Source organism: Enterobacter cloacae complex sp. SHL012 (assembly GCF_049237505.1).
In the GTDB taxonomy this organism is placed as follows: domain Bacteria; phylum Pseudomonadota; class Gammaproteobacteria; order Enterobacterales; family Enterobacteriaceae; genus Enterobacter; species Enterobacter kobei.
In genome coordinates, this window is the sequence record NZ_JBMKIZ010000003.1 from 46,057 (window position 1) to 68,853 (window position 22,797).

24 protein-coding genes and 1 pseudogene are annotated in these 22,797 nt (G+C 48.3%); 6 read left to right on the forward strand and 19 right to left on the reverse strand.

From position 1 onward, the window contains the following. Positions 1-3: 3 nt before the first annotated feature. Both ACOTY9_RS11365 and ACOTY9_RS11370 read right to left on the reverse strand, forming a co-directional pair. Positions 4-1,086, reverse strand: a complete 1,083-nt coding sequence (locus tag ACOTY9_RS11365; RefSeq protein ID WP_421637353.1) for a phage major capsid protein, P2 family — start codon at positions 1,084-1,086, stop codon at positions 4-6. A 16-nt stretch (positions 1,087-1,102) separates the two neighbouring features. After that, positions 1,103-1,936: a GPO family capsid scaffolding protein gene (locus ACOTY9_RS11370; protein ID WP_110108672.1), complete on the reverse strand. Its 834-nt coding sequence runs from the start codon at positions 1,934-1,936 to the stop codon at positions 1,103-1,105. Between the two features lie 142 nt (positions 1,937-2,078). On the opposite strand from ACOTY9_RS11370, the gene ACOTY9_RS11375 reads away from it, so the two are divergent. Both ACOTY9_RS11375 and ACOTY9_RS11380 read left to right on the forward strand, forming a co-directional pair. Further along, positions 2,079-3,845 carry a terminase ATPase subunit family protein gene (locus ACOTY9_RS11375; protein WP_110108673.1) on the forward strand — a complete coding sequence of 589 codons (1,767 nt, stop codon included), beginning with the start codon at positions 2,079-2,081 and terminating at the stop codon, positions 3,843-3,845. After that, the gene (locus ACOTY9_RS11380) at positions 3,845-4,879 is read left to right on the forward strand and encodes a phage portal protein (protein ID WP_110108674.1); all 1,035 of its coding nucleotides are present in this window, start codon (positions 3,845-3,847) and stop codon (positions 4,877-4,879) included. The genes ACOTY9_RS11375 and ACOTY9_RS11380 overlap by 1 nt, the downstream gene beginning before the upstream one ends. 2 nt (positions 4,880-4,881) lie before the next feature. On the opposite strand, the gene ACOTY9_RS11385 is transcribed toward ACOTY9_RS11380, so the two are convergent. The 11 genes and pseudogenes from ACOTY9_RS11385 to ACOTY9_RS11435 all read right to left on the reverse strand — a co-directional run bounded on the left by ACOTY9_RS11385 (position 4,882) and on the right by ACOTY9_RS11435 (position 13,171). Further along, positions 4,882-5,586: a DUF4145 domain-containing protein gene (locus ACOTY9_RS11385; RefSeq protein WP_110108675.1), complete on the reverse strand. Its 705-nt coding sequence runs from the start codon at positions 5,584-5,586 to the stop codon at positions 4,882-4,884. Between the two features lie 1,411 nt (positions 5,587-6,997). Beyond that, positions 6,998-7,174: pseudogene (locus ACOTY9_RS11390) on the reverse strand (hypothetical protein); the annotation flags it as partial. Between the two features lie 151 nt (positions 7,175-7,325). Next, positions 7,326-9,680 carry a replication endonuclease gene (locus ACOTY9_RS11395; protein ID WP_421637354.1) on the reverse strand — a complete coding sequence of 785 codons (2,355 nt, stop codon included), beginning with the start codon at positions 9,678-9,680 and terminating at the stop codon, positions 7,326-7,328. Continuing rightward, the gene (locus tag ACOTY9_RS11400) at positions 9,677-10,507 is read right to left on the reverse strand and encodes a hypothetical protein (protein WP_421637355.1); all 831 of its coding nucleotides are present in this window, start codon (positions 10,505-10,507) and stop codon (positions 9,677-9,679) included. Before ACOTY9_RS11400 ends, ACOTY9_RS11395 begins: the two co-directional genes overlap by 4 nt. After that, positions 10,504-11,355 carry a DNA adenine methylase gene (locus ACOTY9_RS11405; protein WP_421637356.1) on the reverse strand — a complete coding sequence of 284 codons (852 nt, stop codon included), beginning with the start codon at positions 11,353-11,355 and terminating at the stop codon, positions 10,504-10,506. The genes ACOTY9_RS11400 and ACOTY9_RS11405 overlap by 4 nt, the downstream gene beginning before the upstream one ends. After that, positions 11,352-11,579, reverse strand: coding sequence for a TraR/DksA family transcriptional regulator (locus ACOTY9_RS11410; RefSeq protein ID WP_048987514.1), 228 nt, complete (start codon positions 11,577-11,579; stop codon positions 11,352-11,354). Before ACOTY9_RS11410 ends, ACOTY9_RS11405 begins: the two co-directional genes overlap by 4 nt. Continuing rightward, complete coding sequence (locus ACOTY9_RS11415) at positions 11,579-11,806, reverse strand: DUF2732 family protein (protein ID WP_421637357.1); 228 nt, start codon at positions 11,804-11,806, stop codon at positions 11,579-11,581. The genes ACOTY9_RS11410 and ACOTY9_RS11415 overlap by 1 nt, the downstream gene beginning before the upstream one ends. 67 nt (positions 11,807-11,873) lie before the next feature. After that, on the reverse strand, positions 11,874-12,215 hold the full coding sequence (locus ACOTY9_RS11420; protein ID WP_234100023.1) for a DUF5347 domain-containing protein: 342 nt from the start codon (positions 12,213-12,215) through the stop codon (positions 11,874-11,876). After that, positions 12,179-12,379, reverse strand: a complete 201-nt coding sequence (locus ACOTY9_RS11425) for a phage filamentation protein Fil family protein (RefSeq protein ID WP_142431647.1) — start codon at positions 12,377-12,379, stop codon at positions 12,179-12,181. The genes ACOTY9_RS11420 and ACOTY9_RS11425 overlap by 37 nt, the downstream gene beginning before the upstream one ends. A 7-nt stretch (positions 12,380-12,386) precedes the next feature. Beyond that, complete coding sequence (locus ACOTY9_RS11430; RefSeq protein WP_421637358.1) at positions 12,387-12,896, reverse strand: phage regulatory CII family protein; 510 nt, start codon at positions 12,894-12,896, stop codon at positions 12,387-12,389. A gap of 32 nt (positions 12,897-12,928) precedes the next feature. Further along, entirely contained in the window at positions 12,929-13,171 is a 243-nt protein-coding gene (locus tag ACOTY9_RS11435) for a hypothetical protein (RefSeq protein WP_014884924.1), read from the reverse strand. 122 nt (positions 13,172-13,293) lie between these two features. On the opposite strand from ACOTY9_RS11435, the gene ACOTY9_RS11440 reads away from it, so the two are divergent. The 4 genes from ACOTY9_RS11440 to ACOTY9_RS11455 all read left to right on the forward strand — a co-directional run bounded on the left by ACOTY9_RS11440 (position 13,294) and on the right by ACOTY9_RS11455 (position 16,971). Next, the gene (locus tag ACOTY9_RS11440) at positions 13,294-13,923 is read left to right on the forward strand and encodes a phage repressor protein CI (RefSeq protein ID WP_421637359.1); all 630 of its coding nucleotides are present in this window, start codon (positions 13,294-13,296) and stop codon (positions 13,921-13,923) included. Positions 13,924-13,925: 2 nt separating this feature from the next. Further along, entirely contained in the window at positions 13,926-14,942 is a 1,017-nt protein-coding gene (locus tag ACOTY9_RS11445; protein WP_421637360.1) for a site-specific integrase, read from the forward strand. Beyond that, on the forward strand, positions 14,942-16,015 hold the full coding sequence (locus tag ACOTY9_RS11450) for a hypothetical protein (RefSeq protein WP_421637361.1): 1,074 nt from the start codon (positions 14,942-14,944) through the stop codon (positions 16,013-16,015). The genes ACOTY9_RS11445 and ACOTY9_RS11450 overlap by 1 nt, the downstream gene beginning before the upstream one ends. A 599-nt stretch (positions 16,016-16,614) precedes the next feature. Further along, on the forward strand, positions 16,615-16,971 hold the full coding sequence (locus ACOTY9_RS11455) for a hypothetical protein (protein ID WP_014884928.1): 357 nt from the start codon (positions 16,615-16,617) through the stop codon (positions 16,969-16,971). A 296-nt stretch (positions 16,972-17,267) separates the two neighbouring features. On the opposite strand, the gene ACOTY9_RS11460 is transcribed toward ACOTY9_RS11455, so the two are convergent. Genes ACOTY9_RS11460 through ACOTY9_RS11485 form a run of 6 tightly spaced genes read right to left on the reverse strand, consistent with a single transcriptional unit; the run spans position 17,268 to position 22,791 of the window. Then, entirely contained in the window at positions 17,268-18,314 is a 1,047-nt protein-coding gene (locus tag ACOTY9_RS11460) for a porin (RefSeq protein ID WP_052684066.1), read from the reverse strand. Positions 18,315-18,366: 52 nt separating this feature from the next. Next, positions 18,367-19,224, reverse strand: a complete 858-nt coding sequence (locus ACOTY9_RS11465) for a MurR/RpiR family transcriptional regulator (RefSeq protein ID WP_045269206.1) — start codon at positions 19,222-19,224, stop codon at positions 18,367-18,369. Beyond that, positions 19,225-19,536 carry a PTS lactose/cellobiose transporter subunit IIA gene (locus ACOTY9_RS11470; RefSeq protein ID WP_421637362.1) on the reverse strand — a complete coding sequence of 104 codons (312 nt, stop codon included), beginning with the start codon at positions 19,534-19,536 and terminating at the stop codon, positions 19,225-19,227. 35 nt (positions 19,537-19,571) lie between these two features. Beyond that, a complete protein-coding gene (locus ACOTY9_RS11475) occupies positions 19,572-19,883 on the reverse strand; it encodes a PTS sugar transporter subunit IIB (RefSeq protein ID WP_078309461.1) in 312 nt (103 codons plus the stop codon). Between the two features lie 24 nt (positions 19,884-19,907). Continuing rightward, positions 19,908-21,452, reverse strand: coding sequence for a DUF4127 family protein (locus ACOTY9_RS11480; RefSeq protein ID WP_333187495.1), 1,545 nt, complete (start codon positions 21,450-21,452; stop codon positions 19,908-19,910). Between the two features lie 16 nt (positions 21,453-21,468). After that, positions 21,469-22,791 (reverse strand): PTS sugar transporter subunit IIC, encoded by a 1,323-nt coding sequence (locus tag ACOTY9_RS11485; RefSeq protein WP_045269202.1) that lies wholly within the window; start codon positions 22,789-22,791, stop codon positions 21,469-21,471. Positions 22,792-22,797: the final 6 nt, after the last annotated feature.

The following is a 22,797-nucleotide window of genomic DNA, read 5'->3' on the forward strand; positions in this document are numbered from 1 at the left end:
GCGTTACTCCTCAGTTTCTGTTTCGGCGGGTTCTTCCACAGGCGCAGCTGGCTCGCTGAAGTCACCGATAGTGATGTTTTCGACCAGGGCCGCGCAGCGATAATCTTCAATCACATACGCTTCGTTGACGGATTCGAAGTTTTCAATCCGGTCACGTTTCGGGTTGTCGATAACAGAACGGCGGCGGGTGTCCTCCTGCCAGTAGATGGACAGGTTATCCAGACGGGTGATCAGCAGGGCATTGGCCGGGAAGAACGGCGCACGCACCGCCTGCAGGCCGCCCATGCGTTTCTGGCTGATAATCAGATCGGCGGCAATTTTCTCGCTGTTTTCCTGCTCTTTGTTAACCAGCGGGAAATACTTGTCAGACAGCAGCTCGCGGCCGCAGATAACAACCAGCTCGTCATCATCCTGGTAAACCACGTCGATCAGCTCGTTAACCGCATCCATCACCACGGCGTCCAGGTTGACATAGTCGCCGCCCTTGCCCACCTTCACCGCGCCTGCCGTGGTGGTGCCGTCCTGGGTGGTACTGCCCATAACGTGGTCCGGCGCGTCTTCGCGGATTTTCTGCAGCCAGCCCTTATTCACGTCCTGCAGCAGTGGGTTTTCAGCGCGGTTAGAGGTTTTGGCACGCTTCACACCGTTAAAGCCGATCATGATGCGGTCCAGCGCCTGACGCTTGATGATGGCGTTACGGATACGCACCTGGAAGTCCTGGAATTTCGCCCACAGGTCCAGCTTTGCGTAGGTCAGCACCGTGTCAAAGTTGGTCTGTTCGCATTTATATTCCACGTCCTCCATCAGCATCGGATCGGTAGGTTCGCGCTCTTTGGTGGTGGTGTCGGTGGTTCCGGCAATGGTGGAGCCAACGCCCAGGCCAAGCAGCTGGCCGGACTGTTCCGCAACCGGCGTGATGTTAATCAGCGTCAGGAAAGCGGCTGACTGCTGGATCTGGTCTTCCAGTATCTGCTGCACGGACGGGTCCACGGTGAACTTGCTGGAAAGCGCTTCCACTTCCACATTGTTCAGGCGCGCCAGCTGCTGCAGGTAGGCGTTAAAGGCAAAGCGGGTATTCTTTTTCATCGGGTTTTATGCTCCATCAGCAATTGGTCAGGGTGCCTGCCGGTGCTTCACCGCCCGGTGCGCGCTGGCGGTAATCTTTACGGCTGTCTTCACGGCTCAGCTGCTGCTGAAGCTCGGCAAAGGCGGCCTGCTGCTCCTGCAGCGAGGATTCAAGCTCAGAAATGCGCGCATCCTGGTCTGACAGAGATTTATCAGTGCGCTCGCTCAGGTTCTGCTGCTCGGTGGCGACCAGCTCAACGGCTTTGTGCACGTCTGAAAAACGCGCATCGTCGGTCTGCTCTTTTTTGGTAAACAGCGCGGATACGCGGGCAAAGAGGGACGGCTTTTCGTCCTGGGTTTCTTCCAGTTCAATCAGCGTTTCTTCAGCGGCGGTAAATAGGTTTTCAGGGCTTAGCTTGCGGTTAGCCAGCGGGTTCTGTTTGGCGGTGGCACTGAAAGCCAGCATCTCGGTGCCTAGGCTCGCCGGATCGTCAGTGGCAGCCAGGCCGACAAGGTAGGCCTTGCCGGTGTCAGCAAATTTCGGGCTGACTTCCATAGAGGTGAATTGCTTTTGCCACTGCTTAATCAGACTAATCAGGTCAGGCGACGGGTTAATTTCGGCGTACAGCGCCATTTTCCCTTTTAATGGCCCTTCCGTGATTTCTTCGGCGGTTAAACCGGTGACATGCCCATAACGCTTAAATGTGCCATCCGGCGAATAGCCTTTAATGTGCTCAAGGTTAATTTGCGCCGTATACACCGCTGGGTTGTAGCTGGCAGCCATTTGTACCAGCCATTCGCGCTGGATTTCGCGCCCGTCGGTGGTGGCACCTTCCACCCCGATGCGGAAACGCTTTGCTTTCACTGTCATGAGCCGTGCTCCGTTAGAAAAAACTTACTGGAGCCTTATGTTTGCGGTGATAGGGGGAGTGAAACAACGCGCGGCGCTTGTACGGTCAGCCACACAAACCGCAGCCGGGGAAAGCCGCCGGGCAAGGCCGTATGTTTGGGCCATGAACACGACAATGTCCCCCGCAGACCTCGATCCCCGTCGGCAGGCCATGCTGCTGTACTTTCAGGGATACCGCATAGCCCGCATTGCAGAAATGCTGGGCGAGAAAGTTGCAACCGTTCACAGCTGGAAGAAACGCGACAAGTGGGGCGAGTATGGGCCGCTGGATCAGATGCAGCTCACCACCGCCGCGCGCTACTGCCAGCTCATTATGAAGGAGCAGAAAGAAGGGAAAGACTTCAAGGAAATTGACCTGCTGGCGCGCCAGTCAGAGCGCCACGCCCGGATCAGTAAATTTAACGATGGCGGCAATGAGGCTGATTTAAATCCGAAGGTTGCTAACCGCAACAAAGGCCCGCGCCGCCAGCCCGAAAAGAATGTTTTCACCGACGAACAGATCGAGAAGCTGCAGGAGGTTTTCCACGGCTCGATGTTCGCCTACCAGCGCCACTGGTACGAGGCAGGCAACCGCCACCGTATCCGCAATCTGCTCAAATCGCGCCAGATCGGAGCGACCTTCTTTTTTGCCCGGGAGGCGCTGATTGACGCCATCACCACCGGCCGCAACCAGATTTTTCTCTCAGCCAGCAAGGCACAGGCGCATGTTTTCAAGCAGTACATCATCGACTTTGCAAAAGAAGTGGATGTAGAGCTGAAAGGCGATCCGATGACGCTCAGCAACGGCGCGTGCCTGTACTTCCTCGGCACCAACGCCCGCACGGCGCAGAGCTATCACGGCAATCTTTACCTGGATGAATATTTCTGGATACCGAAATTCCAGGAGCTGCGCAAGGTAGCCTCCGGTATGGCCATTCACAAAAAATGGCGGCAGACCTACTTTTCAACCCCGTCCAGCCTGACCCACAGCGCCTATCCGTTCTGGTCCGGCGCGCTGTTCAACCGGGGCCGCACCAAAGCGGACAAGGTGGATATTGACCTGACCCACGGCAATCTGGCCCCGGGCCTGCTTTGCCCGGACGGTCAGTACCGCCAGATCGTCACCGTGGAGGATGCGGTGCGCGGCGGCTGTAACCTGTTCGACCTAGACCAGCTGCGTATGGAGTACAGCCCGGACGAATACCAAAACCTTCTTATGTGCGAATTCATTGACGATCTGGCGTCAGTGTTCCCGCTGAGCGAGCTGCAGGCGTGCATGGTTGACAGCTGGGAAGTCTGGTCCGACTTTCAGGCGCTGGCGCTGCGCCCGTTTGGCTGGCGCGAAGTGTGGATCGGCTATGACCCGGCCAAAGGCACGCAGAATGGCGACAGCGCGGGCTGCGTGGTCATGGCTCCGCCTGCCGTGCCGGGCGGAAAGTTCCGCATTCTGGAGCGTCACCAGTGGCGCGGGATGGACTTCCGCGCCCAGGCTGACGCCATTAAAAAGCTGACCCAGCAGTACAACGTGACCTATATCGGCATCGACTCTACCGGCGTCGGCCACGGCGTCTATGAGAACGTGAAAGCGTTCTTCCCGGCGGTCCGGGAGTTTGTCTACAACCCCAACGTAAAAAACGCCTTGGTGCTTAAGGCATACGACATTATCAGCCACCGGCGCCTGGAGTTTGACGCCGGGCACACCGACATTGCTCAGTCCTTTATGGCAATCCGCCGCGCCACCACCGCCAGCGGGAACCGCCCCACCTACGAAGCCAGCCGCAGCGAAGAAGCCAGCCATGCAGACCTGGCCTGGGCAACGATGCACGCACTGTTTAACGAACCGCTGCAGGGCGAAGCCGCCAATACCAGCAACATTGTGGAGATTTTTTGATGGGCAAGAGGAATAAAAACCGCGCTGCAGCTAAACAGAGCGTTCAACAGAGCAGAGGCGTATCTGCAGAAGCATTCAGCTTTGGCGACCCGATCCCGGTACTGGACCGCCGGGAACTGCTGGATTATGTAGAGTGCGTGCAGATGGACCGCTGGTATGAACCGCCGGTGAGTTTTGACGGGCTGGCGCGCACCTACCGCGCCGCAGTGCATCACAGCTCACCGATTGCCGTTAAGCGTGACATTCTCAGCAGCACCTATATACCGCACCGCCTGCTCAGCCAGCAGGCTTTTTCCCGTTTCGTTCAGGACTACCTGGTATTCGGCAACGCCTACCTTGAGAAACGCACAAACCGGCTCGGCGGCGTTCTCTCGCTGGAGCCAGCCCTGGCTAAATACACCCGCCGCGGCGTGGACCTGGACACATATTGGTTTGTGCAGTACGGATTCTCCACACAGCCCTACGAATTTACGCCGGGTAGCATTTTCCATCTTCTAGAGCCTGACATTAACCAAGAAATTTACGGGCTGCCCGGCTACCTCTCAGCCATTCCGTCCGCCCTGCTCAACGAGTCGGCCACGCTGTTCCGCCGGAAATATTACATTAACGGCAGCCATGCGGGCTTTATCATGTACATGACCGATGCCGCGCAGAACCAGGAGGACGTGAACAACATCCGCCAGGCCATGAAAAGCGCCAAGGGCCCGGGCAACTTCCGCAACTTGTTCATGTACTCGCCCAACGGCAAAAAAGACGGAATTCAGATCATTCCCCTTTCAGAGGTGGCGGCGAAGGATGAATTTCTGAATATCAAGAATGTGAGCCGTGATGACATGATGGCCGCGCATCGCGTACCACCACAGATGATGGGCATCATTCCCAACAATACCGGCGGCTTTGGTGACGTGGAAAAGGCGAGCCGCGTCTTTGTCCGCAACGAGCTGATGCCACTGCAGAAGCGCCTGCAGGAGCTGAATGAATGGCTGGATGAAGAAGTAATTTCATTCTCTCCATACAGCCTAAATATAGATTAAACTTAGTTTGCTTTATTTTTTCTTGCTTCACGCCTTGCTCTAGCCTCAACAAGGCGTTGAGGCTCAGTGTATAAACGCTCAAGAAAAATGTAGGTGAAATCTTCTAAATCTTCAGCGGCATCTTTATCTAATATACCTTCGTGAGCGCCATCATTCCCATCATCTTTGACACATTCAGCCAACTCTCTCAAGGACTCAGGCAAAATACTATTTTCAAACAACCACTCCATTCTTAGCCCAAGGCTTCTTTTTATTTTTGCCGCTGGCGCGTCATCACCATTTGGAATAAGCCCTTTTGTTGCGTAATCAAGACAAAGCCTAAACATAGTGGCTGCTGCGTTATAGCAGCCAATCGCCAAACATTTAGCCCCTTCCTCATATGCAGTATTTATATGCGCAGGCAAAAATTCAGGCGGTTCACCAACCATAAGATCTGCAGGAGAAATACAACGTTTTACTCTGGCTACATCCTTCAGCCCAAAAATTGACATCCTCCAATCAAAAGAATCCAATGCTTGTTCTTTGTGTTTGTTTTCGCAAAGAAAAAGCGTCGTTTTATGGCATTCTCTGCACACACAATAAACTTCATACACAGGAATATCCTGCATTTCAAACGACTGATAAGACCCACAACAGTTTGCACCACGTACATCAAAAGCAATTTTTTGTGTACCACATCTCGGACAGTCGTCTACGTACGTTGCCATGGTCCAATTCCCCACTAATTTCCTCAAAACCGAGCCGAATCGAGGCCCGTGACTTACTCATTTTGATATCAACGCTTCTGCTTTACAACCATCAGCGCGCGCTCGTAGCCCCGCCACGCCTGCCCACTTTACGTAATGGTTTTCATGCACCTGCATGACATAAGCATAAGCCCGTCATTTCTGGCAGGCCTCAGCAACAACACTACTCAAATGATCATGCGTTCTCATGCGGCATAGCCATGCACTAATAGATATTTGCATGCAAAAGAATGTAGAAAGACTAGAAAAGCGGAATGTTCACAGTAAGTGGGTCCAGTTGAACCGAGCGTGTTTAGGCGGACTGTAAATGTGTTGAAATTTACATATCTGTGGATAACCTGTTAATAACCATTGACTAACTTTGATCGGTGAATACGCTGTGGATAAAAAAAAAGCACCATTTAACTTTCAACAGCTCAATAAATAAACATTCCATGCAATGAAAACACGCCTCAAGGCCCCGTCAGCGCTGAAGAAATCAACATTCGATCCAATTTTCTTTTTTTTTATAAGTTATTGACATACTGCTCAAGCCTTATGCCATGAGGCCTTAGCCTTTTTTATCTATTGACAACCTCAATTTAGCGTCAAAATCAACCCTTGTGCGGAAACGAAAGCGCTCTAGAATACTAATCAGAAAAGAAGATGTAGCCGTTTGGAAGGGCTCCAAACCCAAGATGTTGCGTTGGGGTCAGCAGATGCAATAAATGAAAAAGCCCGGCTGATTAGACCGGGCCTTTCAATCGGAAACGGAGTTTGCGGCTCTGTTACCGTGCCGTATGTATCTGGCGACTCAAAACTAGCTTAACCAAATGCACCGTAATCTTCAAGAGAACGGGAACGGTTAGGAACGTCTCAGAACGGTTTCGACTGATTTAAAAGTGAATTATTTGTCCGAGCTGTTGGTGATTCTTCAGTTCCACCCAAACATAAAATCGTGCCGTATGTGTCTGGCGACTCAGACACAACAACTGTAAAGGCAAGCCCAAGGGTGTTTGCAGCCAGGCGCGAGAAAACATCGTCTTAAAGGACGACGTAGGAATTAAGCATGCAAATGTTGCTGCTGTTCTTGAAACTCGCGCACCCAGTGACGGTCATCATCATGACCTTACTGAATTACTGGAAAGACCGATAACCCTGAAGCCCAAGGAGGCTAACAATGGTCAGTTTGTTGTTGAAGATAGTGCCACCAATGATCGTTATTGTTAACGCGATCATGGATTACCTGAACCGTCGCTAAAGACGTGACCGGCTAATTCAAAGGCCTGCATTTGCGGGCCTTTTTTATTCAAGTGTTATCCTTCCCTCAAGTTTGAGACGAACAACTCTCATAAGCTGAAAGAGCCAGGTCTTCAGACGTATTTTGACTAAAGTCCATTGTCCGGCTGTATCCATGGTTGCGTATTTTCGCCATCAGTTCATCAGTAAGTTCAGAAACCCATTGGATAGCCAGAAGCTTTTCTTCGTCGCTGCAATCGCTTGCTGCTACCAGCTTTAAGAAAAAATCAATGCGCTGAAGTTTCAATGACTCCAAAAGATAATCTTGCATTTTCCCTCCTTTTACGGCCACCACACAACATAACTGCATGTATATATACTGTTTATGCATACAGTATAATACCGATTTCTAAATGTAAAACGCTTTTTGATTTCAATAAGAAAACCCTGGTCTGACGCAAAAAGGAAATATTCTCGGGACGTTAAAAATACTCCCTCCATCTTTCATCCTCACGCAGCCGCTCGTTCTGATAAAAGAAGAGCAACCCGCCACCTGATGGAAGGCTGCCTCCACGTAAAAGCAAATTCACCTCGTAATCACAGGCATCAAAACCCCTGGACCTAAGCTCATACTCAAGTTGCAGGCGCTGCTGCTCAGAAACCTCCTGCTTGTAAGCCTTTTTGCGTTTCGGTTTTACCAGCCTGAGCCGGGCAATCAACTCCCGCCGCTCCCTTTTTCCCATTCCGTGCAGGTAGTCCTGCAGCGCCTTTTCATCCATGGACGTAATATCCGGTACTTCCCCCCCTGTCTGGTTCAAATTTTCAACAGGGGGACAGTTATTGCCACAAGTCCAAGGGGCGCAAGCGCCTTGGTCGGCTGTCGCCTCCTGAAGGTCAACGGCTTTACGAACCATTTTCCACTTCACTGCATGAGTGCAGATCCGGGCCTCTATGATCGGGGACCATATGCCATAAATACGAACACCGTGATCGCCGTAGGCACTCGGCTCGTCGTTCAGCTCATAGGCAGTTCTGACAAGGTGATGTTTACGGGGAACCAGGACACCGCCCTGCTTCATGATGTAGGTGGCAAAACAGCCAGCATCAGCTGCGGCCAATACAGCATCCAGACGCGGGTTTTCCAGTACCGGCCCGCCTGCCTTCTTGTCACCCTGCACCCTGGCAGCCTGACTGGCCAGCAGGCGCAGCTCACGGTACGCCTGGCGGCCAGGAATACCAAAAAAGCGGAATTGCTGGACACGGTGCAGCGAAGCCCAGGCGTTTACGTTCTCAGCGTTATCGCGCAGCGATCTGCCCGTTTCTTTACTGATTTCCTGCGCCAGTCCTCGCCCGTCAATGTTTTTACTGATGTATTTGGCGATATAGCTGGTCGGTGTCCCCTTGCGCGGGTTAATAAGCTCAGACTTGAATCGCGGCCCGGTATTGGTGCCCAGCTCCTCCCGGTCCTCACGAATGGCGAATTTACGCAGCAGCGCGGTGATGGATTTGCGGTCCTTTTTGCGCATGAAGCAAAGCAGGTGCCAGTGCACGGTGCCGTCATGGTGTGGCTCAGCAACGCGAACGCCATACCAGCGCAGCCCGGCTTTGTGCATAGCCTTACGGAAGGCGGCAAACATATTCACCAGGTAGTCGCTGCTCTGGCGGACCGTGGCACTGGTCCATTTCGGGTTTGGCCTGCCGTTATTGAGCGTTGCGTGAAAGTGTGACGGGCAGGTGATGGTATAGAACACGGCGCATTCACCACGCATTTCTGCGATCAGCTCCAGCCCCTTAACGCAGGCCATCATTTCGTTGCGCCGGTGCGCCGGATTGCTGCTGCTTGCGTTTACCACTTCTTCCATATCCAGCGTGTCACCTTCGGCGTTAACCAACTCATGCGAGCGGAAAAACTCCAGTGATTTGCGACGCTGTTCGCGTTTGTGGATCACAGCTTCATAGCTGACATACGGGGACGCTTTTTTGTTAACCAGGCAGACAGCGCGCAACTGTTCTTCCCGCCATTCACACCGCATCTGCCACAGCTTGCGATACCACCAGTCCGCGCAAAGCATACGGGCAAGCGAGCCCGGAATAAGCTCGTATGGGACCGGCTTACGGCGATGCTTTTTACGGCGTAGCTGCTCGAAAGCAGGCGGGATAACATCAAGGCGCATAGCCTCAGTGGCCACCCTTTCCCATGACCGGCGGATCTCTTCCGGCGTAACGTCTTCATCCGTAAACAGCTCACCGCAGGCAGCATCCAGACACATGCTCATGTGTGCCGCCACCAGGGCTGACAACCGCTTGACCTGCTCATGATTCATTTCGGGCAGGACCAGCAAACCCTCCAGCCCGTCGTGGCTCGCCATAAAACGGAATGACGCAGAAATCTGGCTGGTGCGCACGCGCTCGAGGCGTTCCAGGCACGGCCTGATAGTTTCACCCAGATAGCGGGAATATGCCTTCGGTTTGCCCAGACCCTCGAAATATTTAATCCGTTCAAGAAGCGGCTTACTGATATGCACCGGCTGGGCGCTCACGTCAGCAACGATGACCAGATCGGGATTGAATTGCTGCTGTTCGCGGGCCATTTCGGCGCGGCTTAGCAGCTGGTCCTGCTCCATTTCCCGTTGAACAGGATCACGGGATTCATTGAAGAAATAGCGATCCCAGACCTCATTACTCAGGGCTTCGCGGCGCAGCTGTTCCTGCTCGTTATCAGCAGCATAGAGAGTAATCAGGTTTGAAAGCACGGATGAAGTGGCACGCTTATCTGTATCCAGATAAGGGTTAACCGCTTTCTTTTCAGCATTCCAGGAATAGCGGTAATTGCTCATGCGATCTCCAGTTCAAGCTGGAAAGGCTGCAACCCTTTTGAGGACCATTCAGAGATAGAGGGCGGCCGCACTGCCTCGATAGCGCCTTTAAGAATGGCGCAACGGTTTTTCAAAATTACGGCTTTGAGCTCTTTTTCGCTAAGACCGCGTGAATACTCAGCCTCGCGGATAGCCCTGGTTAGTTCAGGATATTTAGAGTTGAATTTAGGAACATTGCAGGCCAGATTCGTGCTGTCAGCGGTGGCGAGTGGATAATTGCCCATCACACGCCCATCCAGCATACGCAGGCCATGAACTCTGGTTTGAAAAGTATATTTGCAGTAAATAGTTTCGAAAGCCTCCTGCATACGACGATGCCAGCGCTCTGTCCTGATAACCGCATATTCTCCAGATGACCCAAAACAAACCCGGGGCCATTCGCGGCAAAGCTCAACCAGACGATCTATAGATTCGTGCAGGTGCCAGACAGGAGCCGCCTTATCCCGAAACATGCGAGGAACCTGACGAATCAGTGCATCGTTATCACTTTCTCCCCCCTCCACAACGTCAGGGATCACGAAAAAAGCCACTTTAGGATGGTGGTAATAGCCAATCAGCCACTCATAGAATTCGCACCAGTTAATAACCAGGCCCCGCATCCATGCTGAAAATGCTCCGTTATCAATACCCACTGCGGCGGCAAAATTGAGAGATGCTGCAATCTGGTCCGGGCGCACATATGAAACGAAAGCACCGGCTCCGCTCACCGCAATGCGATGAACATCACCGGCACTCCCCCAAACAGGCGTCCCGTGAAAATGATGGGCCCCGAGCTGCGCTCCTTTCACGCAGGCACCTTCCATACAACAGAGCAATCAGGGCCACCTGGATCGACGCTTACGCACATCTTTGGTTTAAGCACTGCAATGAGCTCGTCAGCTTTTTTCCCTTCGCCCGCGGCAACGCCAATGCTGCGTTTTGTGCTGATGCGGTGAAGGGTGAATTTTCGATAAAACGAACGAATCAGGCGGGTGTCGTTATTGGACACGATGATCGGATGGCCTTCTGATGACCGGCGCACCAGAATAGATGCCAAATCATACTGGTCATCATCAGAGAACCCGGCAGTGTGATAACCGCTAAAAGTACCGTCATAAGGCGGATCGCAGTAGACAACATCACCCGCCTGCAGCATTGCCAGCGTTTCGTCATAACTGGCGCAGATGAACGTCGCGCGCACAGCCTTTTCAGCAAATGCACGTATTTCATCGACAGGCAGATAAGGCTTTTTGTAATTACCATATGGAACATTGAAAAGACCGCGCTGGTTATAACGGCACAAACCGCGATAACAATGACGATTAAGGAAAAGGAAATAAGCTGCCTTTTCTATTGGCTCCAGGGGTACAGTGTTAAAAAACTGGCGGCATTTATAATAATCTTCTTCCGTGGTGAACTTGGAGAAAATACGCTCTACCAAATGAATAAAGCTGTTAACGTCTTCTTTAATCACCTGATAAAGATTTATAAGGTCAGGGTTAATATCCGCGACAAGATAATGAGGATAGTCTGTTGCCATCATCACAGCGCAGGAACCCGCGAAAGGTTCAACCAGCCGCGGGCCATCTGGGAGGTGCTTTTTGAGTTCGGACATGATGGCGGTTTTGTTTCCCGCCCATTTCAGGATAGTGCTCATACAACGCCTCCGTTGTAGTGCTTGCCTTTAAGCTCTGCGATTTCCTGACAGGTCACACAGCACTGCACGCCCGGAATAGCGCGGCGGCGAGCTGGAGGGATCGGCGCATCGCATTCGATGCAAAGCACACGGGAAACGCCCGGCGCTCTGTTGCGGGCAGTGTGGATGTGGCGCTGGCGTTCTTCTTCAACGCGCTGTTGTACGAGGTCCATAGAGTCAGCCATTAGTGGAGCTCCTGAGATTCGTTTTCGTAGCGGGTTGCTTCGCAGCGCAGTAGTTCAGCTGCTTCAACACCGTTTAACCCTTTGTTGGTGATGTGGGTTGCCAGCGCCTCAAGGCGGATTGAAACTGCGAGCGCGCGGCCTTTTCGCTCCTCACGTTTGGCAATATCGATCACCGCCATAAGCGAATCGGTTTCGGCTACAAACATTTTTGGTAATTCGTTCTGCATTGTTCTTTCTCCTGAATTTGGGCAAAAGAATGCCCGGCGGGTTTACGCCATTAATTTCTGTTGTGGGTTAATTCGGCATAGTTAGCCGTTTGGGAAATAAGCTCACCACTGCACGAAAATGATTCATTGCTTTAACCAGTTCCCGCTTTTCGTCAGTAGTCAGATCACTAATATTGACGCTGTGACGTTCTGCCGGAATTTTTGCCATAAAGAATATGGCTGCCAGTGCCCGCTCATTTTGTTTATGGTTTATATCGCGACGATCACGCATATCTTTAATAAACCTTTCAAGCTCTGGCTCAATATTCAGACCAAAAACCCTCGCCCTTAATTCAGCTATACGGTTCAGTCCTTCAAGCCGTTGACCCGGGCTTAGTGGAACAGTCGCTGCAGTGCCTTCAATAGCCATGGTTTCACCTGTTTGGTAGTGGTCAGCCCTGCCAGCAGCTCTTCCTGAGAGCGAGACGGGTGCCAGCGCTTGCCATCTTTCCCGATAATCCAGCCATGGCCGCAGTGCATACCTTGGCTTTGTTTAACCAAAAGCGATGCGAATGAGGGTTCCTTACTAAGCATAAGCACCTCAGATCAGACCAAATGAAGCGCTGAGGCCCGTTACTGTATCAACAGCACTTGCCATTGCCGGGTTGTACTGCAGGCGCGCATGCATGGAAACAGCTGTAAGTGCCATTAAGCGAGTGACAGAATTGATGCTTTCGATAACCTGCCGGCGTTCCGTTGTTGTCTGGTGTTCGCCAGAAACAGCGCTTGCTGCAACACGACCGATCTCTGCTGTAGCATTCAACACGTAATGAGGCATTTTCTCGCTGGCAACTTCGTTCAGCGGCACGCATGGCAAGCAATGGATTTGCGCCAGAAACCCATCAACCAGCGTGGAGTCCTCGGTGATATCCGTCAGTAGCCAAATTTCCGGAGCCGTGAGTTGATGCGGTTGCTCCGGATTCAGCTTGTTGCGCAGCGTCTGGACATTCATTCCCGCGTGTTCTGCCAGCTTCGCCATGTTGTGACGCAGTGCGAAAGCCCGGCAGGCCTCTTCAAAGTGTGGATGTTTGGAAATCTTATAATCAAACATGTGAGACCCTTAAAAAGTTCTCATAATCGAACTTACTGACCAACAATGACGCGGAAGTTGGAATGCCCAAGAGACTCTCGAACCTGATCCGTTTTGTACATCAAGTAACGCAGGCAAACGCGGCCCTTATTTTTCTCTTTTTTAACCATGTACTTAGCTAGCTGACCATGGTGAATTTTTTGATAAACAGAACCGCGTGAAATTCCCTCCCATTCCGCGAACTCAGCTGGAGTAGCCATCTCTTTTGGTACACGAATTGAAATATCTGTGCTCATAGTGCAGTATCTCTTAGTTTTAGTGCGTTATATGATGTTAAACCCCAACTTCCAAACTCTCAATTTAGAAGTTGGACATAAATTACGATCCCGATATTGGATTGTCAAATGGAGAGTTCAACTTGAAGATTAGTAGCGGTGCAAATACGGGAGGCAAGGAAGCCATCAAAAGGCTAATGATTGCCTACGGTTTCAATACTCAAATTGCTTTAGTTGAACACCTTCAAGCTTCGAAAAGCACTATGGCAAACAGGCTCTTACGCGACAGTTTTCCTGCCGATTGGGTTATTCAGTGCGCCCTTGAAACAGGAATTTCTTTGCTCTGGCTTACGACAGGACAAGGCGAAATGTATCCTCAGATGGACGAAAAAAATAAGTCCAAAAACGAGAGTCAGCCCACAGTACGCCCTCTATCTAAGATTGTCGTCCCGCCAGTGAAACAGGTGACGATTGAGGGAGGTACCTTTAATGAGCTGGATGATATTTATCTTGATCAGGGGCTGATTTCAGGTAAAGCAGAAGACTGTTTGTTCGTAAAAACGACTGAAGGGGATTACGTTGTCGATACATCTGCAAAGCAGCTCAGCAACGGAGCTTGGCTTATTGATATTGATGGCATGAAAAATATCGTGAAGATTGCCCGTATCCCAGGGAACAAAATTATCGTCCATCAAGATGAAACCTCTTTTGAATGCTCTGTCGATGACGTTGAGGTAATTGGCCGCGCAGTAAAAATCATTAAGAGCATCTAAACATGACCATTAGAAAACAGCCGAACGGAAAATGGTTGTGCGAATGTTACCCGAACGGGCGTGACGGCAAGCGCGTGCGCAAGCAATTTGCGACGAAGGGCGAGGCTGTAGCATTCGAAAACTTCACCATGGATGAAGTGAACAAAAAGCCTTGGCTGGGTGAAAAGGAAGATCGGCGGAATTTGTCAGAATTGATTGAGCAGTGGCACTCCCTTTATGGCCAGACGCTCGCAGACCCCAAGCGCTTAATGGCGAAACTGAACATTATCTGCAATGGACTGGGCGATCCCGTCGCTTCTGAGTTAACAGCCGGTGATTTTACCAAATATCGTGAAGCACGATTAAAAGGTGAGGTATGTAACCAAGACGGTGGACTAATGTCGCCAGTAAAGCCTCGCACGGTAAACCTGGAACAGCGTAACTTATCATCCGTTTTTGGCACCCTTAAAAAGCTGGGTCACTGGTCAGCGCCTAACCCGCTCGCTGGACTGCCAACATTCAAAATCGCAGAGGGGGAACTGGCGTTCCTGGCCACGGACGAAATTAAACGCCTGCTTGATGCCTGTGCTGATTCTCAAAGCCCCAGCCTGTTGATGATTGCAAAAATATGCTTGGCTACTGGGGCGCGATGGAGTGAAGCGGAAAACTTGCAGGGCCACCAGTTATCGAAATACCGGATCACTTACACCAAAACAAAGGGGAAAAAAAACAGAACGGTGCCGATTTCATCAGCACTCTACGATGAACTACCTAAAAATAGAGGTAAGTTATTCACCCCTTGCCGAAAAGCCTTTGAACGTGCAGTTAAACGAGCTGGTATTGAACTACCTGAGGGTCAATGTACTCATGTACTACGTCATACATTCGCCAGCCACTTCATGATGAATGGCGGAAATATACTGGTATTGAAAGATATATTAGGGCACTCAGATATTAAGATGACTATGGTCTACGCACATTTCGCACCTGAGCATTTAGAGGATGCGGTAACTAAAAACCCACTACACAACCTAAGCTAATGATGATTCTTTTAACCTCAATTATTAATACTCCAGCCATCTGGCTATATTTACTGGCATTACTGATTGTAATTTCAACTATTATCTGGAAAAAATGGTACATTCTTAGTAAAGAAAACCTATTCCAACAAAAGCTTTTTTGGTTTTCTATAGGTATTCCTTTACTTTCCTTTATATATTTTGGTGTATTTGCCTGGTCAGGGAAAGCCCCCATTCTTTCTGCTCATGGATATTCCAGATTTTATGAAATAAGCAAATTCCCTTTGTTAATCCTGGCAAGTTCAGTACCACTAGCTTCAATAGTCAACAATATACACAGAACGATCCAGACAGAGTCACAAATTAATACATCGGAATCTAAAAATGCTATAGACAGGTATCTGGCACATGAAAAAAATTTCATTGAGAAAATCAAAGAAATACCTAGTTTCAATATAATTGAAACCAACGATCCCAACGGTGGTATAAAAGATAACAAAGGCAACCCGGGTTATAAAATAGCCATAAAAGACAAAATAAACATATCGAACCCTTATCATCTTTATAAGAAAATTTACCCCAAAGCAACTATGGAAGTAGAGGCCAGTTACGCTCACAACGAAGAATTCATTACAAAAATGGAAGACCACCTTAATATTATAAATAATAACCTTGAAAGAAACGAGCTTGACAATACTTTGCTAGCACCACGCTCGATAAGCAAACTAAATGAGGTATCGTATCACACTGCATTATTACTTGAACACCTATGCATTGAAAACATATCTTTAGCCACTTATAAACTACGCAGTGGAAATAAAGAAATGAAAACATTCACTGATAATGAATATTTGTTTTTAGAAGTTTTAGAAGCGGCATATCATATTTCAAGAAAAATATATTTCTTAATAAAAGGTAACGAATCACCTAACTTTGAGAATATTGCAAGCTATATTTATGACGCTGAACCTAGTTTTGATATATTTGCAAATGCAAAACTACAGGCTTCTATTTACTCCCCATCTTGGTTAGCTTATGTAACAAAGGAGCTTCATGTTGCAAAGAGTGGCGGCAATGTGGCGGCAGTAAAGTAAAAATGCATAAAAACAGTAAACATCCAAAAACACCAAACTATTGATTCAAAATACAAATCACTGTTTTTATTGTAGAAATAATAGTATGTAGAAATTTCGGACGCGGGTTCAACTCCCGCCAGCTCCACCAAAATTCTCCATCGGTGATTACCAGAGTCATCCGATGAAGTCCTGAAAGCCCGCACGGCGCAAGCCCTGCGGGCTTTTTTGTGCCTGTTTATTGTCTACACTGCTGCATGGATTGAATCCACACAGTATCCACCGGCCAGTAGTTTATGTTGTACTACCATGGCATTGACAAGCATCAACACTCTCCTCCATCTCCTGTGGAAAATAACCTACACCACCCAGCGCTACGGATTAGCCCCCCCACCCGGAAGGAAACCCACCATGTACAGACCCATAACCGTCATACTTTTCATTCTCCTGACCCTCGCCGCCCTCGCAGAAATAGGCGTTTTATCCTTTGGATAATCCTCAGGCAAAATACCCCGCGTCAGGATGCATTGATCTCATTACAGTTTTTTCCTAAAGCCATCCCGCTTCGCCTGTGCCAGGCTGAATCACGCTCATAACCGAAAACGTTAAATGAGGATATTATGAAAAAAACAATTATCGCATTATCTGCCGTTCTGCTGGCTTCCCCAGTATTTGCTGCGACCACACATGCAACTGATGATACCGTCGCGGCAGCGAACGCAAACGCCAATGAGGCGAAGCAAAAACTGCACGAAGAGCAGAACAAAGGTGAAGAGCTGAAGCTGAAACAGCAGCATGCTGCGGAAGGTAAAAGCGAGAGCCTGGGCAGTAAAGTCAGCGAAGATTCCCAGAAAGCCTGGCATAAAACCAAAGAAGGCACCGAGAAAGGGTGGGATGCCACCAAAGAAGGCGCTGAGAAAGGCTGGAATAAAACCAAAGAAGGTGCCAGCGAACTGGAAAAGAAAGTCACTGAGTAACCTTTACGTTCCCCAAAAAGGCCGCACTTGCGGCCTTTTTGGGGATCTCAATCGCATGCACAGTAAACAGCAAATCTTTTCCGACTGCAGGCGGCAGGATGACTGAAATCAGGTCAGTGCGGTTGCATAAAATATCGCTATAGAATAGATATCAGAATTCAATTATCTCATCTAATTGACAGCACGAACCCGATTCAGATCGCTATGCGCTGAAGGTATCTTATTTAAAGATAAAATAAAAACGCCCAAAAAATTTAATTAACAGAACTGATAAAATAAAAAAAACAGATAAAAAATTAGAACCAGAATTCCAGACCAGCACGATAAAAATTATCATTCGTTGATGAATTATAGGCATCAGTACGACCTACACGAACATAAGGAAGAAAACCATTTTCCATGTTCATCATCAATTGTAAGGAGATAACTTTATCGGCGGTGTCTTTTTGGGTGACATTATCAATTTTATAATCATTATTCCTGGCATACCCTAGCTTAGCACCATAGATGTCATGCCAGTATTCACCAATTAAGCTATATGCATCCTGGGTACTCTTAACGTGGGTAGTAAGATCGGTTGTTTGACCGTTTTTATAACCTGCGTAAAACCTTAGGCCAAGATCAGGAATGGGTACTTCGAGGCCCAAAACATAACCTGAGGCATCCATCAGATCGTCAACTACCACGTCATCCGTCGGTTGATCTGATTTATTGCGCGTTTCTTCATAAGCGGCATGTACTTTTATCGTGGAGTACGGCGTCCAGGTTATCCGCGAGCTGTAGGTCGTCGATCCTGAAATCGTTGAATCATCCCGGTTAACGCTAAGCACCACATCAAATGCCCCGTAGTCATTTGTGGCAAGACTCCCGTCATAGCGCACCATATTCGACATACGATTACTTTGGTGCCAGTGGACGTCCCCTCCCCAGTCAAAAACACGTCCGAGACCGGGGTTCGTATAAGGCCAGTCTATGATTTCATACAACGCCCCCTTCATGCGACCAAAGCGAAGTTTGCCATACTTACCTTCAAATCCTACGAAGGTATCGAATTTTCCCAGGCCAGAGTCTTTTGCCTCGTAACCAACATAACCACTTTCAATCTGGAAGATAACATTTATACCTTCCGTGATTTCTTTATTCCCACGAAAACCAATATACGATTCATTATCGAGAGTATAATCATAATTTCGCTCACTTGCCTGAGTCGTAAAAACGGACATAGCTAATTTGCCATAAATTTCCAGATTAAAGTCTTTTGGCCCTCCTACCAGCATTGCATTTGCTATTCCTGGCATAGCCGTAAGCAAAGAAATGCATATAATCTTTCTTGTATTATCCATAAGTTGTCCTCAGTTACTTTCATACCTGAAAAGGAAAGAATTGAAAATATATTTATTTAGCTTTATTAATAATATCCAGAGAAGATATTATCTTCTCAACATTACCGCCCTGATTGATAAACAATAACGCATTGAATAAAACATCAACCATAAAGCTTTGTGCAGCGGTAATCGTTGATGAATCTGACTGATAAGGATTTGAGGTCCCTCCCGTCAGTAAGACAACATCAGCGTACTGACTTAATGAAGAATGCTTTAGCTTACTAATAACAATTGTTACCGCCCCCTTCTCTTTCACCCTCCTTAATGCATCGACAACATCGCGTGTTTCACCTGAATGTGAAATCGCAACCACCACATCCTTGTTCCCGACATTGTTCGAGTTGAGCGTCATGGTGTGGTTGTCGATTAACGCATCGACGTTTGCCATAATTCTCATGAATCGATATTTGGCATACAGAACGGATATCGCCGACATACCAATGCCGTAGAAATAGACCTGTCGAGCGTTGCTCAGACAGTCAGCGGCACACAGCAGCGACGACTCCTCCTGCAGGGCAAGCGTTTCATTAATAACAACGTAATTATCATTAGCCAGCTGTTGTACAATTCCTCTCATAGAGTTCGTCTGCTCATCAAGAGAAGTCACTTTTGATAACAATGTATCGTCTTTATCTGTTTCCAGGCGAAGAGTCGTCTTTAATTCTGAAAGGCCCTTGTATCCCAGTTTTTTACAAAAACGAATGATAGAGGCCTCACCAACATTCATTGCATCGGCTAATTTTGCAATGCTCATATCGATAAACCGCATACGATTATTCTTGATAAACTGGTAAATACGTATTTCAGTCTGGGTCAATTCATTAATTCTGGTGTTAATTAAAGTATTAAAGCCGACTCGTGTTTTCATTCAGTACTCACTCCATTTTTTATAAACCTCTATCAATTCTGTCACAAATTCACGGCAAAGCATACCGGTCATAAGGTGATCCTGGGCATGAACCATCACCAACGTCATATGCAGTTTACCTGCCCCCTCGTCCAAACCAATTAACCGGGTCTGCACCTCGTGTGCCTGCCTGAAGGCATCGGCAGAAAGGGTTAGCGAAGCCTCTGCTTCAGAAAAATGCCCTGCTTTGGCAAAACTAAGCGCCTCCATGGCACAGCTGCGACCCTCGCCAGCGGCAATAATCAGCGACATTACATCATCTTCATAACTCATTTGAATCATCTCGTTTTAGGTTCGGTGGCCGCGACTCATTTTGCGGCAATTAAATCAACGGCCTGTTGATACACTTTTTCGCCATTCATCGATCCATACAGGAATGGGTCGATGGCGTTTGCTTTTTTACCATGCATCTCAGCCAGTTTTTGTATTTCAGCCAGCTTGAATCGAATCTGAGGGGCAACCAGTACAACATCATAATTCACAATAATATCTTTCAGAACATCAACACCATGCGCTTCAATTATCGTCTCGTGATCGAGAGAACTGGCATAATCTTTCATTCGCTTCATTAACATCGAGGTAGACATCCCCGCAGCACACACTAAAAGTATCTTATTCATAGTAATGACTCGTCACTGATTAAATTATGAAAGGGTAATATGTAAACCACTCATCCGCCGGAAAGGTGCAGAAATGGAAGAGATCACAGGACAGCATAAATTAACGCTATTCTTAACATTTTCCTTCCAGACGGTTTCGATTTCAGACTTAATTTTCTCGAAGACCATAGACTCCTTTTCTTCAAATGAGTCATAACTGAGACCAATCGACGCCAGATATTCATACTGAACAGGAAAACGGACCTCGGTCTGATAAGCCCAGTCCGAGACCAGCCTTTCTTTCAGGAAATGTTCGATTGCGTCAGCGTTATCGCCCAGGGTCGAAAAGACAAGGTTCGCTATCCCCGTCCCTAACGAGTTACACGTGGTATTCCAGCCTGCATAGCCTTTAATGGCATCAAGAGCGCCAGCTTTATCCAGCGCACGAATCAGTTCAGTTTCCCCCCCATTTGACATTGCCACATCAATAACCACCACGGGGACCTGCAAAGCCCTGCTGGCAATTTCTTTTGCATATGTTGCCAGGTTACGGTGGGTAAAATACGTAATATTTTTATACTTCGGCTTGCGCGTGCCGGTATGAAGGTTTAGCCCATAGCTGATATCAAAAGCCTCTTGCATGATCTCGCCGCAACCATTGATCGCTAAAACGGGCAGCGAGACATCATCATCAACCAATGTTATACCTGATGCGGCAGCATGCGAGCGCAATGAGTGTACAAAAGGACGATCTTCATAATTCGGGATATAGCTTTTAAACAATTCGTTTGAATAGTACGTCGTGGCGAAAAACGCCTGCCCCCTCATCGATAGATAAGCTTTGGTCAATAATGTGCATCCTGACTCATCAGTACCAGGATGGACAAACACCCGGTCCTGAACACCGAGAAGAGATATCTTTTCGTAGATACGTTCAAGATCCTGCATCGTAAAACCGAATTGCGCCGTATCATCCAGTGGGATTATCAGCTGCTCGATAACCTCTTCATCAACGAACTCTATCGCTTTTTCTATGAGCTGTAGATTTTTGCTTCTACGCAGCATCCAGTCATCAAAAGCAGCAGAATCAATAGCTGAACGGTGCGCAAACAGCTGTGCTTTTTCATCTTCACTTAGCCCAACGCGCTTCTCTTTGTCAGACAAATAGCCCACCTGAAAAATGGAATGCCCGAAGTGCGCATAGTAATCCGGTTCTTCTTCACTGGAATTATATTTTGGCGTCCGTAGCACCAGCGAAGATGCATATATTTTTAGCGCGGGATAATTCTCCTTTAGCGTTTTTAACGTATTTAGCCTTGCCGTCAACTCGGTTAATTCCATTTGATGGATACGGGCAGGGAAAAGTCCGCCGTAGAGATACATATCCAGGCTGATAATTAATGCATCAGCATCTGCACAGTGGTCTTTCAAAAATTTATCTACAGCTTGATGTTCAGCGGGTTGTTTTTTGTAACCCAAAACCGCTTTCTCCGGCATTTTTAACGAAACATTATTGTCCATCGAAACAAGGGAGACCAGGAAATCATAGTTATAAGGTCTGATATCCAGAGGTATGCCAATAATATTCATATCACTTTACCTCTGGTTATTTCTGTTTATTCATAACGATAACAAATGGCAGATAGATGATAACCGACAAGCCGATTAAGAATACGGATAATACCGCAGCTCTCCAGTCCCCTCCAGTCGCGAGGAAGGCACTAACCACTGGCGGCGTTGTCCATGGCACAAGAACATAGGTATGGTTAATGAAATCCATTGCCGTCGCGGCATAAGCAATCACGATACTGATAATCGGGGTAAATAAAAATGGCACAATCAGCACTGGGTTGAACATAACAGGCAAACCAAAAATAATGGGCTCATTTATGTTAAACAGCATTCCTGGCGTTGCAAGCCGCGTTATTGCACGATGCTCCGATTTTTTAGCGGCGATCCACAACGCAATGAGTAAGCCGATTGTCTGACCGCCACCGCCCATAAATCCAAAGGCATCCAGGAAAGGTTTCGTGACGATATGAGGGATTTCAAGGCCAGCCTTAAACGCTGCCGTATTTTCCTGAATCGCCACCAGCAATGTGGTCTCAGTAATTGGGTACATAATACTGGCGCCGTGGATCCCCGCCCACCATAAGCCGTTTTGCGTCAGCAGCAGCCCGATGACGCCGCTTAGCCCCTGTAAAATATTTTGCAGCGGGGCCTGGATCATCAACGTGACAATTTCATGTATGTTTTTGTTGAAAAGACTGGTTAACGACCATGCAAAGATACTTAGCAAGGTTAACACCAGGATCATGGGTATTAATACGTTAAAGCTTCTTGAAACTGACGGAGGAACGGAATCTGCCAGGGTTATTTTCAATTTTGGCGAGGCCGAAACCTTGCGAAAAAGTTCAGTGGAAATGAGCGCCACAAATATGCCTACAAACATACCTGCAGCACCACTCTCATTGCCACTGATAAGCCCCGAAACCTGAAAAACCTCGCCAGTTGGTACCGTCACGGGAATAGTTACCGGGAATAGTACAAATAAACACGCCAGTGAGAAAATGGCATACGTTATACCCTCTTCGCCATAGCTGTTGGCTAATCGGTATGAAATCATCATCGTTGCAAGAAAGGCGAGGATATTCAGCGTTCCGTTATATACGCGAATACCGATTTCCTGCAAATGGCCAACCCATGCGCCTTCCAGCCCCAGAAAACCGACTAAGCCCGATTCACCGTTGAGCAATACATTATTTATTAATATAAATAGCGACGCAGCAATAATTAACGGCATCAGCGCAACAAATGATTCTCTCACTGCCGAAAGATGTCGCTGCCCTGAAAAAGCACCCGCCCAATTAGAGATCTTTTCAATGAAAACAAGACCGCCCCCATGTTTAATTTTATTGATGAAATCCATATCTGA